This is a genomic window from Shinella yambaruensis, from assembly GCF_022899355.1.
GTDB classification, from domain to species: Bacteria; Pseudomonadota; Alphaproteobacteria; order Rhizobiales; family Rhizobiaceae; genus Shinella; species Shinella yambaruensis.
In genome coordinates this window covers 563,160-577,011 of record NZ_JALJCK010000001.1, presented here as the reverse complement: position 1 = coordinate 577,011, position 13,852 = coordinate 563,160, and the positions used below count along the sequence as shown (strand labels likewise).

At 66.9% G+C, this 13,852-nt stretch carries 11 protein-coding genes; 2 read left to right on the top strand and 9 right to left on the bottom strand.

Translation table 11 applies throughout. The features are described 5' to 3' along the window. Positions 1–3: 3 nt before the first annotated feature. The 4 genes from MUU56_RS02880 to topA form a co-directional block, all read right to left on the bottom strand. Entirely contained in the window at positions 4–666 is a 663-nt protein-coding gene (locus MUU56_RS02880) for an NUDIX hydrolase (protein WP_244765805.1), read from the bottom strand. After that, on the bottom strand, positions 663–1,112 hold the full coding sequence (locus MUU56_RS02875; RefSeq protein WP_244766002.1) for a DUF983 domain-containing protein: 450 nt from the start codon (positions 1,110–1,112) through the stop codon (positions 663–665). Before MUU56_RS02875 ends, MUU56_RS02880 begins: the two co-directional genes overlap by 4 nt. An 82-nt stretch (positions 1,113–1,194) precedes the next feature. Beyond that, the gene (gene rnr, locus MUU56_RS02870) at positions 1,195–3,546 is read right to left on the bottom strand and encodes a ribonuclease R (protein WP_244765804.1); all 2,352 of its coding nucleotides are present in this window, start codon (positions 3,544–3,546) and stop codon (positions 1,195–1,197) included. Positions 3,547–3,550: 4 nt separating this feature from the next. Next, positions 3,551–6,199, bottom strand: a complete 2,649-nt coding sequence (gene topA, locus MUU56_RS02865) for a type I DNA topoisomerase (protein ID WP_244765803.1) — start codon at positions 6,197–6,199, stop codon at positions 3,551–3,553. A 319-nt stretch (positions 6,200–6,518) separates the two neighbouring features. Between topA and MUU56_RS02860 the strand changes: the two genes are divergently transcribed. Continuing rightward, on the top strand, positions 6,519–6,773 hold the full coding sequence (locus MUU56_RS02860) for a hypothetical protein (protein WP_244765802.1): 255 nt from the start codon (positions 6,519–6,521) through the stop codon (positions 6,771–6,773). On the opposite strand, the gene dprA is transcribed toward MUU56_RS02860, so the two are convergent. The 4 genes from dprA to MUU56_RS02840 all read right to left on the bottom strand — a co-directional run bounded on the left by dprA (position 6,705) and on the right by MUU56_RS02840 (position 10,906). Continuing rightward, positions 6,705–7,856 carry a DNA-processing protein DprA gene (gene dprA, locus MUU56_RS02855; protein WP_244765801.1) on the bottom strand — a complete coding sequence of 384 codons (1,152 nt, stop codon included), beginning with the start codon at positions 7,854–7,856 and terminating at the stop codon, positions 6,705–6,707. The genes MUU56_RS02860 and dprA overlap by 69 nt on opposite strands. Positions 7,857–7,858: 2 nt before the next feature. Next, the gene (gene plsY, locus MUU56_RS02850) at positions 7,859–8,464 is read right to left on the bottom strand and encodes a glycerol-3-phosphate 1-O-acyltransferase PlsY (RefSeq protein ID WP_244766001.1); all 606 of its coding nucleotides are present in this window, start codon (positions 8,462–8,464) and stop codon (positions 7,859–7,861) included. Positions 8,465–8,675: 211 nt separating this feature from the next. Then, positions 8,676–9,968, bottom strand: a complete 1,293-nt coding sequence (locus MUU56_RS02845; RefSeq protein ID WP_244765800.1) for a dihydroorotase — start codon at positions 9,966–9,968, stop codon at positions 8,676–8,678. Beyond that, positions 9,965–10,906: an aspartate carbamoyltransferase catalytic subunit gene (locus tag MUU56_RS02840; protein WP_244765799.1), complete on the bottom strand. Its 942-nt coding sequence runs from the start codon at positions 10,904–10,906 to the stop codon at positions 9,965–9,967. The genes MUU56_RS02845 and MUU56_RS02840 overlap by 4 nt, the downstream gene beginning before the upstream one ends. A 171-nt stretch (positions 10,907–11,077) precedes the next feature. On the opposite strand from MUU56_RS02840, the gene MUU56_RS02835 reads away from it, so the two are divergent. Next, positions 11,078–12,730 carry an acyl-CoA dehydrogenase family protein gene (locus MUU56_RS02835; RefSeq protein ID WP_244765798.1) on the top strand — a complete coding sequence of 551 codons (1,653 nt, stop codon included), beginning with the start codon at positions 11,078–11,080 and terminating at the stop codon, positions 12,728–12,730. Here the strand turns inward: MUU56_RS02835 and MUU56_RS02830 are convergent. Beyond that, positions 12,712–13,647 carry an AEC family transporter gene (locus MUU56_RS02830; RefSeq protein ID WP_244765797.1) on the bottom strand — a complete coding sequence of 312 codons (936 nt, stop codon included), beginning with the start codon at positions 13,645–13,647 and terminating at the stop codon, positions 12,712–12,714. The two genes, MUU56_RS02835 and MUU56_RS02830, sit on opposite strands and share 19 nt — an antisense overlap. Positions 13,648–13,852 lie beyond the last annotated feature (205 nt).

Below are 13,852 nucleotides of genomic sequence, written 5' to 3'. Positions count from 1 at the left end.
TCCTCAAAGAAGGTCCCGAAGGAGGCGCCCGCGCTGGGTGTGGTACAGCGGCACGGCTCTTCCGAAGGGCAGAGACTTGTCTTCCTGAAGGCTTTTTCGAAGCTCTTCAAGGATCAATACGGTTATGTCGGGCATCTCGATGCCCTTGTGGTCAAAAATATCGACCCAGCGCAGGTCTTCCAACTCGTGGCTCGCCGTCGCGCCGGCCGGATCGACGCCCGCCTCGTCGGTGAAGAGCGTGAAGAAGCGCGTGTCGAACCGCCGCACCATGCCGGCCGGCGTGATGGCGCGGGCGAGGAACCTGAGGCCGGAGAGGTCGGGACGGAAGGGCAGGGCGCTCGGCGCCGGTTCGGCAAGCGGCGTGCCGACGGAAATGCCGGCTTCCTCGTAGAGTTCGCGCAGCGCCGCCACGCCGAGGGCGCGCAGGCGCGAATCGGAACAGCGCGTGCCGCTGCGCAGCGCCAGCCGCTCGCAGGCCTGCGGGTTCAGCGGATTGGCGACGGGAACGAGGCGGTCGCCCGCATCGCGCCGTCCGCCGGGAAAGACATAGACGTCCGGCATGAAGACGTGCTTGCTGCTGCGCCGGCCGACGAGCACGCGCATGCCCTCGCCAGACCGGTCGAGGAGCAGGATCGAGGCTGCATCGACGGGCCGGACGGGCGTCATGCCGTCCGGTCGCCGTAGGCGGACGTCGTGTCCGCTTCGGTCTCTTCCGGCTTGGCGCCGAAGCCGTGCATCTTCAGCGCCCATTGCAGGCCGATGGCGCCGCCCTTGATCGGCTGGAGCAAAAGAAGCGAGAGGATGACGGTGATCGGCGCCCAGATGGCCAGATGCTGCCAGGTGGTGAGCGGCCAGACGAGGTCCGTCGCCATGTAGCCGCCGAGCACGACATGGCCGACGATGGTGATGACGAGATAGGGCGGCAGGTCGTCGGCGCGCTGGTGCGTATAATCCTCGCCGCAGGCCGCGCAGTGATCGACGGGCTTGACGAAGGACTTGAACAGGCGGCCGGAACCGCAGGCCGGGCAGCGGTTCAGCATGCCGCGCTTGATGGCACGGCCGAGCGGGCGCTCCGCCGGCGTGTCGGCCGGGTTGTCGCCGAAATGCTGCATGCCGCCGTTGGTGTCGTTCGCCTGCATGTCCATGTCCTTCCCGCCGGCGCCTTCTCCGGCTGTTTTCTTCCTGCTGCGGCGCTCAGCGTCTTCCGCGCGGCGGGCGCATGCCCGGCTGGCGGCGCGAGGCGCCATCCTTGCGCCGGCCCGACTTGTGGAAGGAGCGCACCGCCGTCGGCATCTTGCGTCCCTCGCTGATCATGTCGAACCGGAGAGAGCCGGCCAGCGGCACCGCTTCCGCGAGCTTGACGCGCACCGTGTCGCCGAGGCGATAGCCGAGCCCGGTCTTCTCGCCGGAAAGCGCCTGGTGCGCCTCGTCATAGATGTAATAGTCGCGTCCGAGCATAGATATAGGCACGAAACCGTCGGCACCATACTCCGGCAGGGTGACAAAAAGTCCCGCCTTGGTGACGCCCGAGACGCGCCCGTCGAACTCCTCGCCGATGCGCCCGGCAAGGTGATGGGCGATCAGCCGGTCGACCGTATCGCGCTCGGCTGCCATGGCGCGGCGCTCGAAGGTCGAGATTTCCGCGGAAATGTCGTCCAGCGCGGCCTCCTCGTCCGGCGTGATGCCGCCTTCGCCGAGCCCGAGCGAGCCCACCAGCGCCCGGTGCACGATGAGGTCCGCATAGCGGCGGATCGGCGAGGTGAAATGGGCGTACCGCATCAGGTTGAGCCCGAAATGGCCGATGTTTTCCGGGCTGTAGATCGCCTGGCTCTGCGAGCGCAGCACCATCTCGTTCACCATCTGCTCGAACGGCTTGTCCTTGGCTTTCGAAAGCACGCCGTTGAAATGGTTGGAGCGCATGCTGCCGCCCTTCACCAGCGTGATGTCGAGCGTCTGCAGGAACTCGCGCAGCACCTCCTGCTTGGCGAGCGAGGGCGCGTCGTGCACACGGTAGACGAGGACCTGCCTCTTCTTCTCCAGCGTCTCGGCGGCCGAGACGTTCGCCTGGATCATCATCTCCTCGATGAGCTTGTGCGCATCGAGCCGCGGCGGCACGAAGACCCGGTCGACGGTGCCGTCCTCCTTCAGGAGGATCTTGCGCTCGGGCATGTCGAGCTCGAGCGGCTGGCGGCGGTTCCGGCCGACCGTCATGATGCGGTAGGCGTCCCATAGCGGCTTCAGGATCGTCTCGAGGATCGTACCGGTCTTGTCGTCGGGCGCGCCGTCGATGGCGGCTTGCGCCTGCTGGTAGGAGAGTTTCGCCGCGCTCTTCATCATGATGCGGTGGAAGGTGTGGCTTGCCTTGCGGCCTTCATGCGAGAAGACCATGCGCACAGCGAGCGCCGGCCGGTCGACGCCCTCCTTCAGCGAGCAGAGGTCGTTGGAAATGCGCTCCGGCAGCATGGGCACCACGCGGTCCGGGAAATAGACCGAGTTGCCGCGCTTCAGCGCCTCGCGGTCGAGTGCCGATTTCGGCCGCACATAGTAGCTGACATCGGCGATGGCGACGGTGACGATCACGCCGCCCGGATTGTCCGGGGACGGGTCCGGCTCGGCGAAGACGGCGTCGTCGTGGTCCTTGGCGTCGGCCGGGTCGATGGTGATGAGCGGCAGGCTGCGCCAGTCCTCGCGATGCGCCATGGTCGCGGGCCCTGCGGCCTCCGCCTCGCGGATCACCGCGCCGGGGAAGATATAGGGGATGCCGTGGGAATGGATGGCGATCATCGAGATCGCCTTTTCCGAGGCGACGGAGCCGATCACGCCCTTGATCTGCGCGCGCGGCAGGCCGTAGCGGCCCATGCGCACGACATCGATCTCCACGAGGTCGCCGTCCCTGGCGCCTGCCGTGAACTCCGCGTCGACGTCCATCTCCTCGCCGCGCCGGTCGATCGGCATGATGCGCCCGCCGCCGCCCGCCATGGCGCGGAAGACGCCCATGCCGGAATTCTTCTTCTTGTCGAGAACCTTGATGACCCGCGCCGTATAGGCCGGACCGCCGCGCTCCTTCGCCGGGAAGATCTTCGCCAGAACGCGGTCGCCGAGACCGGCGACGGGCGCCTTGTCCCTGCGCACGCCGCCCGACTGGCGGATCAGCACGGCCGGCGCGACGCCCGCATCGTCAAGCCATTCCGCCGGGCGGCCGATCAGCTCGCCGTCGATATCGCGCGTCGTGATGTCGAGAACGGTGACGGGCGGCAGGGCGCCGGGGCGGACGAGCGACTTGCGCCGCTTTTCCAGGAGCCCGTCCTCCTCGAAGGATTTCAGGAGCGCCTTCAGTTCCACGCGCGCCTCGCCCTTCAGGCCGAAGGCCTTGGCGATCTCGCGTTTCGATGCCTGCTCCGGATGCTCGGCGATGAAGCGCAGCAGCACGTCACGCGGCGGGATGACGCCATGGATGATCGGGATGTTGTCTGCCGGCGGCACGTCACGGCCCGCGCGGCCGGGCCGCTTGGATTGTCCTGCCCGGCTGCGTGGTTCTCTCGTCATGCCGTCAGGCCTTCTTTGCCTTGGATGCGGTCTTGGCCTTGGGCGCCACCTTCGGCTTTGCGGCCTTGGCATCGTCGGATTTTGCCGCCTTGGTGGTCTTCGCCGCCTTGGCCTTGCCCTTGGTCGGCGTCTTGCCGGCCTTGTCGGCGATCAGCACGAGTGCCTCCTCCAGCGTGACGCTCTCGGCGGCCTTGCCCTTCGGCAGCGTCGCGTTGACCTTGCCCCAGTTCACATAGGGGCCGTACTTGCCGTCCCGCACGGTGACGGGGCCGCCGTCGGGATGGTCGCCGAGCGTCTTCAGCGCAGCGGGCGTGCCGCGTGAGCGGCCGCCAGGCCCCTTGGACTGCTTGTCGGCGATCACCGAGACGGCGCGGTTGAGGCCGATCGAGAAGACGTCCTCGACGCTGTCGAGGTTGGCATAGCCGCCGTCATGCAGCAGGAACGGGCCGTAGCGGCCGATGCCGGCGGAGATCATCTTGCCGGTTTCCGGATGCTGGCCGATGTCGCGCGGCAGCGAGAGCAGGGCAAGCGCCTTCTCGTGGTCGATGCTCGCCGGCGTCCAGCCCTTCGGCAGGCTGGCGCGCTTGGCCTCCTTGCCGTCGCCGCGCTGCACATAGGGGCCGAAGCGGCCGGTGCGCAGCGTGATGTCCTCGCCGGTATGCGGGTCCTTGCCGAGATTCTGCGGCTCGTTGGAGGCGGCGGCCTCCGCATCCGAGCCGTTGTCGGCGGAAAGCTGGCGGGTGTAGTTGCATTCCGGATAGTTCGAGCAGCCGACGAAGGCGCCGAACTTGCCGAGCTTCAGCGAGAGCTTGCCGGTGCCGCAGACCTGGCAGATGCGCGGATCGCTGCCGTCCTCGCGCTTGGGGAAGACGAGCGGCGCCAGCTCTTCGTTGAGCGCGTCGAGCACGTTGGTGACGCGCAGCTCCTTGGTATCCTCGATCTGCGCGAAGAAATCCTTCCAGAAATCGCGCAGGACCTGCTTCCAGTCGAGCTCGCCGGCCGAGATCTTGTCGAGCTTTTCCTCGAGGTCCGCCGTGAAGTCATATTCGACATAGCGCGTGAAGAAGCTTTCCAGGAAGGCGGTGACGAGACGGCCCTTGGCTTCGGGGATCAGCTTGCGCTTGTCGATGACGATGTATTCGCGGTCGCGCAGCGTGGCGAGCGTCGCGGCATAGGTCGACGGGCGGCCGATGCCGAGCTCTTCCATCTTCTTGATGAGCGAGGCTTCCGAATAGCGCGGCGGCGGCTCGGTGAAATGCTGGGTGGCGTTCACCTTCTGCTTGGTGACCGTTTCCTTCGCATTGATCTCCGGCAGGCGGCCGCCATCCTCGCCGTCGTCCGATTGCTCGCCGTCTTCCTTCTGGTCGGTATAGGCGGCGATGAAGCCGTCGAAGCGGATGACCGAGCCGGTGGCGCGCAGGCCCGCCTTGCGTCCGCCATTGTCCGCCTCGATCTCGACCGTCGTGCGCTCGATCTCGGCGGAGGCCATCTGGCTGGCGATGCCGCGCTTCCAGACGAGGTCGTAGAGCCTCAGCTGGTCGGGATCGAGATAGCGCTTCACCTGGTCGGGCGTGCGGTCGAAGGAGGTCGGGCGGATCGCCTCGTGCGCTTCCTGGGCGTTCTTCGCCTTGGTGGAATAGAAGCGGGGCTTTTCCGGCACGTAGCGCTCGCCGAACTGGCTGGCGACGGCACGCCGGGCGGCATCGATCGCCTCCGGCGCCATCTGCACGCCATCGGTACGCATATAGGTGATGAGACCGACCGTCTCGCCGCCGATGTCGATGCCTTCATACAGCTTCTGCGCGACCTGCATGGTGCGCGATGCCGAGAAGCCGAGCTTGGAGGAGGCGGCCTGCTGCAGCGTCGAGGTGGTGAAGGGCGGTGCGGGATTGCGCCTGGTGGGCTTGGCTTCGACGCTTTCGACGCGGTAGGCCGCGCCGTCGAGCAGCGCCTTGAGGCGGTTCGCCTCATCGCCATTGCCGATCGACCGCGCCTGGAGGCGTTTGCCCTCCGCCGAAACGAGGCGGGCCTCGAACTCGTCGCCGCGCGGGGTCTTCAAGAGGGCGGAGAGGTTCCAGTATTCCTCCGAGACGAAACGCTCGATTTCGGCTTCCCGGTCGCAGACGAGGCGCAGCGCCACCGACTGCACGCGGCCGGCCGAGCGGGCGCCCGGCAGCTTGCGCCACAGCACGGGCGAAAGGTTGAAGCCGACGAGATAGTCGAGCGCGCGGCGGGCGAGATAGGCGTCGACCAGCGAGATGTCGATGTCGCGCGGGTTGCGCATGGCGTCGAGCACGGCCGACTTGGTGATGGCGTTGAAGACGACGCGCTTGACCGGCTTGTCGCCGATCACGCGCTTTTTCTTCAGGACGTCGAGCACGTGCCAGGAGATGGCCTCGCCTTCGCGATCCGGGTCGGTCGCGAGAATGAGGCCATCGGAGGACTTCATCGCGTCGGCAATGTCCTTGATGCGCTTGGCCGAGGCGCTGTCCACTTCCCAGGACATCTCGAAATCCTCGTCCGGGCGCACGGAGCCGTCCTTGGCGGGCAGATCGCGCACATGGCCGAAGGAGGCAAGCACCTTGTAGCCGGGGCCGAGATACTTGTTGATCGTCTTGGCCTTGGCGGGCGATTCCACAACTACAACATTCATCGTCATTTCTCTGATACCGGGAGCGCGCGCGGGAATGCGCGGCGAAAGGGCGCTCTTGCGCCGGAAAGTCGTGTCTCGACATGAACAGACAAAGCGTCCGGGTCAAGAGGTAGGGGTGAAATTAGTGGGATACAACGAGTTGCAACCAAAACGAGATAATTTAGATGTCGCACTTATAGATACAAGTCATATGTGCTGAAATGCAACTTATACGATACAATTCAAGTGTTGCAATTATTGATAATCATTGTATCGTCTTCTGGGCGTAGGAATTGCAACCTGACGGTGATTCTGAAATCCCCGGGACAACGGAAAAGCTATGAACTCGAAACCTTCCAAGCCCGCGCTTCCGCCGCATACCGCAGAGGAGAACATCGCCTACACACGACAGATGTTGGGCGAGTTGCGCACGGTCGCGCACAACGAGGGCGCCGACATGCTGCGCTATTTCATCGAGATGGCCTATGTGGAGGCGGGGGATATCCTGGCCGGCCTGCGGCCGCTTTCAGTCCGGGCTCATCGAGACCCGGCCATCAGCATGCCGCTGAAGCCGGCCGGCAAGATCAAGTTCTAGGAGGACGAGGTAGACGCTCGCCGCCGCGATGCCGGTATGGCGGATGATCTCGTCGATCTCGGCCGGCACCTGGCTCAGCGCCTCGGCGATGCGCTCCCGTTCGCCGTCGCTCGGCGGCAGCCTGAGGGTAGGCGGCACGTCCTCCGCGGGTTCGCCGGCCCCCGGGCGCGGGGTGAAGAGGTCGGGTTCGCAGAGCGGCCGCAGCCCCTCCAGCACATCCTCCGGCGCCGTCACGATCGTCGCGCCGTCCTTGAGCAGGCCGTTCGTGCCCTCGCAGCGCGGATCGAGCGGCGAGCCGGGCACGGCGAAGACCAGCCGGCCGAAATCCGCGGCATTGCGCGCGGTGATCAGCGAGCCGGAGCGCACCGCCGCCTCCACCACCACCAGGCCCAGCGACATGCCGGCGATCAGCCGGTTGCGGCGGGGAAAGTCCCGGGCGCGGGGCTCCCAGCCGAACGGCATCTCGCTGACGGCAAGGCCCTGTCCCTCGGTGAGTTCCGCAAGCAGGCCGATATTTTCCGGCGGATAGGGCTTGTCGAGGCCGCCGGCCATGGCCGCGATCGTGCCGGTATCGAGGCTGGCGCGGTGGGCGGCCGTGTCGATGCCGCGGGCAAGGCCGGAAACGATGCAATAGCCCGAGCGGCCGATCTCGCGCGCCAGCAGGCCGGCGAATTTCACGCCGGAAATCGAGGCGTTGCGCGCGCCGACGATGCCGACGCCCGGTGCCGCGGCAGCGGTCCGGTTTCCCTTGACGGCGAGAAGCGGCGGCGCGCCGTCGATCTGGCGCAGCAGCGGCGGATAGTCCGGCTCGCCGATGCCGACGAAGGCCGCGCCGTGCCGTTCGGCGATTTCCAGCTCGCGTTCGGCCTCGGCCCGGCTGGCGACGCGGATGCTGCGCGACGCGCCGCCACGGCGGGAGAGTTCCGGCACCATGTCCAGCGCCGCTTCGGCGCTGCCGAAATGGTTGATGAGCTCGCGAAAGGTGACCGGCCCGACATTGTCGCTGCGGATGAGCCGCAGCCAGGCGATCCTCTGTCGGTCCGTCAGCGCAATTCCCCTCGTCCTTGCGCTGCGCTCGTCCATCTCTATCCCTTGCTGCCGATCTTGCTTTCCGTGCCGCCGAGCAGGCGGCTGATATTGGCGCTGTGCTTCCACCAGGTGATCACCGTGAGGAGGGCGAACAGCAGCGCCACCTTCTCGTGGCCGAGAAACCACAATACAACCGGAGATACGATGGTTGCAACCAGGGCGGAGAGGGACGAATAGCGCGTCAGATAGGCGACGCCGACCCACACGGCGGCGAAGACGGCGAGCATGACAGGCACGAGGCCGAGCAGCAGGCCGACATAGGTCGCGACCCCCTTGCCGCCCTTGAAGCCGAGCCAGACGGGAAAGAGATGGCCGAGGAAGGCGGCAAGGCCCGCCGCAAGGCCGGCATCGAGCCCCCAGCGCGAGGCGATGGCGGTGGCGGCCGTGCCCTTGAGGGCGTCGAGCAGCAGGGTCGCCGCGGCAAGCTTCCTGTTGCCGGTGCGCAGCACGTTCGTCGCGCCGATATTGCCGGAGCCGATCTGGCGCACGTCGCCGAGCCCGGCCATGCGGGTGAGGATCAGGCCGAAGGGGATGGAGCCGAGGAGATAGCCGAAGGCGAGGGCGGCGAGCGTCGGCAGGGCGCCGAGCTGCCAGGTGAAGATGTCGGACACGTCAGTTCCCCCGTTCCAATGTCTGCATGCGGGGCGTGGATCCTCGGGTCGAGCCCGAGGATGACGGAGAGGGGGAGGTGCTACCGACCCCATCAAACGGTCCAGCAGGGGCAACGTTTCTCAACGTCTTCCGATCTTCCTTCTTCCGTCATCCTCGGGCTCGACCCGAGGATCCACACTCTCCGCCGGACCGATGTCCCTTTCAGTCCAGCGAATACACCCGTTCGCCGGCAACATAGGTGCTAATCGCGCGTCCCGTAAAGCGGGCATCTTCGAAGGGCGTGTTCTTCGAGCGCGAGACGAAGCGGTCCTTGGTGGCGAGCCAGGGTTCGTCGGGATCGATCAGCACGATGTCAGCGCGCGCGCCGGGCGAAAGCGTGCCGGCGTCAAGGCCGAAGATCTGCGCCGGCCGTGTCGAGAGCGCATCGAGGAGCCGCATCAGCGGGACCTCGCCGCTGTGGTGCAGCCTGAGCGCCGCCGCCAGCATGGTCTCGAGGCCGATCGCGCCATCGGCCGCGTCCGCGAAGGGCAGGCGCTTGGTATCGACGTCCTGCGGGTCGTGCGAGGAGACGATGATGTCGATCTCGCCGCGGGCGAGCGCGTCGACCATGGCCTTGCGGTCGTCCTCGCCGCGCAGCGGCGGGGAGAGCTTGAAGAAGGTGCGGTATTCGCCGATGTCGTTCTCGTTCAGCGTCAGGTGGTTGATCGAGATGCCGCAGGTGACGTCCGCGCCGCGCTCCTTCGCGCGCTTCACCGCTTCGGCCGATTCCGGCACGGAGATCTGCGCCGCGTGGTATTTGCCGCGCGCCAGGCCGGCGATGCGCAGGTCCCGTTCGAGCGGGATCAGTTCGGCCTCGCGCGGGCTGCCGGAAAGGCCGAGCCAGCTTGCGAGCAGCCCCTCGTTCATCACGCCGCCGGCGCCGAGATACTTGTCGCGGGTTTCGAGCGCGATGACGCTGCCGAATTCGCGGGCATAGGTCATGGCCCGGCGCAGCACCTGCGCATTGTGCATCGGGTTGCGGCCATTGGTGAAGGCGACGGCGCCGGCATCCTTCAGCAGGCCGAATTCGGTCATCTCCTCGCCGGCAAGCCCCTTGGTGAGGGCCGCGGCGGGGTGGATGTTGACGATGGCCTTGTCGCGGGCGTTCTTCAGCACGAATTCGACGAGCGCGATGTCGTCGATGACGGGGTCGGTGTCCGGCATGGTGATGAAGGTTGTGACGCCGCCGGCCGCCGCGGCGCGGGAGGCCGATTCGATCGTCTCGCGGTGCTCGGCGCCGGGCTCGCCGACGAAGACGCGGGCATCGACGAGGCCGGGCGCGGCGATGAGGCCGCGTCCGTCGACGATCTCGGCGCCTTCCGGCGCGCCCTGGTTCTGCGCGCCGCTGCCGATGGCGGCGATCCTGCCGTTCTCGATGACGATGGAGCCCTTTTCGTCCAGGTTGCGCGAGGGGTCCAGGATGCGGAGGTTTTTCAGGACGGTGGTGCGGGTCATGCGCGGACACCCTGGTTCTGCGAAACGAGAAGCGTTTCCATCACGGCCATGCGGACGGCGACGCCCATCTCGACCTGCTGCTCGATGACGCTCTGCGGCCCGTCGGCGATCTCGGAGGCGATCTCCACGCCGCGGTTCATCGGCCCGGGATGCATGACGAGCGCATCCTCCTTCGCCGCCTTCAGCTTCTCCGCGTCGAGCCCGTAATAGTGGAAATATTCGCGCACCGAGGGCACAAAGGCGCCGGACATGCGCTCGCGCTGCAGGCGCAGCATCATCACGACGTCGGCATCCTTCAGGCCTTCCTCCATGGAGTGGTAGACCTCCGCGCCCATGTCGGCGATGCCGGAGGGAAGCAGCGTCGCAGGCGCGACGACGCGCACGCGCGCGCCCATGGCGTTGAGCAGCAGGATATTCGAGCGGGCGACGCGCGAATGCAGCACATCGCCGCAGATCGCGACGATGATGCGCGAGAGCTTGCCCTTGGCGCGGCGGATGGTCAGCGCGTCGAGCAAGGCCTGGGTCGGATGCTCGTGCTGGCCGTCGCCGGCGTTCACCACTGAGCAGGAGACCTTCTGCGCCAGCAGCGCGGCGGCACCGGCGGAGGAGTGGCGCACGACCAGCACGTCCGGGTGCATGGCGTTCAGCGTCATCGCCGTGTCGATCAGCGTCTCGCCCTTCTTTACCGAGGAATTGCCGACCGACATGTTCATCACGTCGGCGCCGAGGCGTTTTCCGGCAAGCTCGAAGGAGGATTGCGTGCGGGTGGAGGCTTCGAAGAACAGGTTGATCTGCGTCAGGCCCCGGAGGGTCGACGTTTTCTTCTCCCGCTGCCGGGAGATTTTCACCGCCTCGTCGGCGCGGTCGAGCAGGTGCGTGATCTCCTGCTCGGTCAGGCCCTTGATGCCGAGAAGGTGGCGATGCGGAAAGAAGTCCATGAAACTCCGCCTCAACTGTCGTGGATACGCGGGGTCTATAGAGGGTCGGTTCCCCCGCGGCAAGGCGAAGCGGCGGCAAGGCCGCGCATTCCCACGCTTTTGTGAAGCCCGGGGCGCCGGCAGCCGCAAGGCCCCGTTTCGCCCCGCCGCGACTTGGGCTAGAACCCGCTCATGACTCGCGACAAGACGACCGAACAGAAACTCGCCGATCTCAACCAGCCGCCGCTCTGGTCGGGCATCAACGCCTATCGCTCCGACCCGCTGCTGGTCGATGCCACCGACGCCATGCCCAAGGGCCTGCGCGACGAGTTCGACGCGATCGGCCGTTCCGTGACCTCGCCGGAAGCGCAGGAACTCGCCCGCATGGCGAACGAGGGCGTGCCGCAGCTGCGCACCCACGGCCCGCGCGGCGAGCGCCTCGACGTCGTCGACTACCACCCCGCCTGGCACGCGCTGATGCGCCGCTCCATGGCGAGCGGCCTGCATTCCTCGCTGTGGGAGAACGTGCCGGACGAGAAGGGCAGGGCGCACAAGGCGCGCGCGGTGCGCTTCTACCTGACCGCCCAGCTCGAATGCGGCCATCTCTGCCCGCTGACCATGACAAGCGCCTCGGTCGCGGCCCTCTCCGTCTCGCCGCAGGTGCAGCGCGAATGGGGGCGAAAAATCCTGTCGCGCAAGTATGACAGCACCAACAAGCCCGCCATGCAGAAGAGCGCCGTCACCATCGGCATGGGCATGACGGAAAAGCAGGGCGGCACGGATGTGCGCGCCAACACCTCCACCGCCGAGCGCGTCGGCGAGGGCATCTACCGGCTCTCCGGCCACAAATGGTTCATGTCGGCGCCGATGAGCGACGGTTTCGTGATGCTCGCCCAGACGCGCGAGGGCGTCGGCTGCTTCCTCGTGCCGCGCCTCCTGGAGGACGGCTCCAGCAACGGCCTTCGCTTCCAGCGCCTGAAGGACAAGGTCGGCAACCGCTCCAACGCCTCGTCCGAGGTCGAGTTCTCCGAAACCTTCGGCTTCCTGCTCGGCACGCCCGATGCCGGCATCCGCACCATCCTCGACATGGTGACGCTGACGCGGCTCGACTGCGCGCTGGCCTCCTCCGGCATCATGCGCGCCTCGCTCGCAGAAGCCGTGCACCATACGCGCGGCCGCACCGTCTTCGGCAAGCCGCTGGTCGCCCAGCCGATCATGACGCGCGTGCTTGCCGACATGGCGCTCGACGTCGCGGCCGCGACCGCGCTTTCCCTGCGCCTGGCGGAGGCTTTCGACAAGGCGCGCGACAGTGCCGAGGACGCCGCCTATGCCCGCATCATGACGCCGGTGACGAAATACTGGTGCTGCAAGATCGCGCCCGCTCTCATCTACGAGGCGATGGAGTGCATCGGCGGCAGCGGCTATGTCGAGGAGCGGCCGATCGCCCGGCATTACCGGGAGGCGCCGGTCAACGCGATCTGGGAAGGCTCGGGCAATGTCATGGCGCTCGACCTGATGCGCGTCATCGGCCGGGGCAGGGACCTGTTCGAGATGCTGTTCGCCGGGCTTGCCCGCGATCTCGGCCCGGCCGGCAAGAAGACGGCCGACGTGCTGCGCGCGGCGCTGTCGCTCTGCGAGCGCGACGAGGGGGCGGCCCGCATGCTGGTCGAGCAGCTGGCGCTTGCCGCCGCCGCGGCCGAGCTCTACCGCGCCGGTGCCGGCCGCATCGCCGATGCCTTCCTCGAGACGCGCCTCGCCTCGGGCTGGCGTTCGACCTACGGCATGCTCGATTCGCGCTTCGATTCGGCCTATATCGTCGACCTGCTCTATCCGCCGGCAAGGTAGGCGGTCGCGGCCAGCACGACCGGGATCGTGAGGAACGAGGCGATCGTCTGCAGCGTGGCGACGGCGGCATAGAGCGGCGCGTCGCCGCCCATCTGCTTGGCCAGCACATAGCCGTTCATCGCCGTCGGCACGCTCGCTCCCATGGCGATCGTCAGCAGCGGTTCGCCGCGCATGCCGAGGACATAGGCGGCCGCCGTCATGACCAGCGGCATGAACACGAGCTTCAAGGCGACCGGCAGCAGCGCCAGCGGCCGGGGTTTCAGCGCATCGGCAAGCTTCAGTCCGGCGCCGACCATGATCAGGCCGAGGCTGAGCGAGGTGCCGGCGACGAGTTCCGCCGCCTGCATCAGCGGCGCGTAGACCGGGATTTCCAGAAGGTTGATGGTGACGCCGAGCACCGAACCGATGATCATCGGATTGGTGACGATTTTCTGCGCGAATGTCCTGAGGCTGCGCGTGCCGCCGCCGAACCAGACGAGAATGCCGATATTGTAGAGGTTGATCGGGATGATGATCAGCGTGGCGACCAGCGCGACCAGCGCAAGGCTTTCCGGCCCGTAGAGCTTTTCGGCGATGGCAAGCGCGATGAAGGCGTTCCAGCGCGTCGAGGTCTGGTAGACCGAGGTATAGGCGGCACCCGAGACGCCGGCGGCGCGAAAGAGCGGCCAGGCGAGCGCCAGCAGCAGCGCGATGAAGCTCAGCGAGCCGATGGAGCCGAGCGCCACGCTGCCGGCGGCGATGCCGGAAAACTCGGCCTTGGCGAGCGTCGTGAAGAGCAGGCAGGGAAAGAGCACGAAGAAGCCGAGCTGCTCGAGCCCGTTCCACATGTCGCGATCGATCAGCCGCCAGCGCTTGAGAAGAACCCCCAGCACGACGAGCAGGAAGACGGGAAGGATGCTTTCGAAGATGGCGAGCATGGGAACCGGGGCGGGCGAGGAAATGGTCGCTGCTCATTCCACGCCTTGGGCGGGCTTGCAAGGCTTGCCCGCGGCGGGACCCGTGTGGAAATTAACCTTAATGAAGGGTTTGCGTTGCGCGAACAGGGTTAACGGGTGAAGGTGCCGTTTACCTGGTGTTAACCATGTGAGCGAGTGCAGCCTATGGCCAGAACGGCCCGGATTT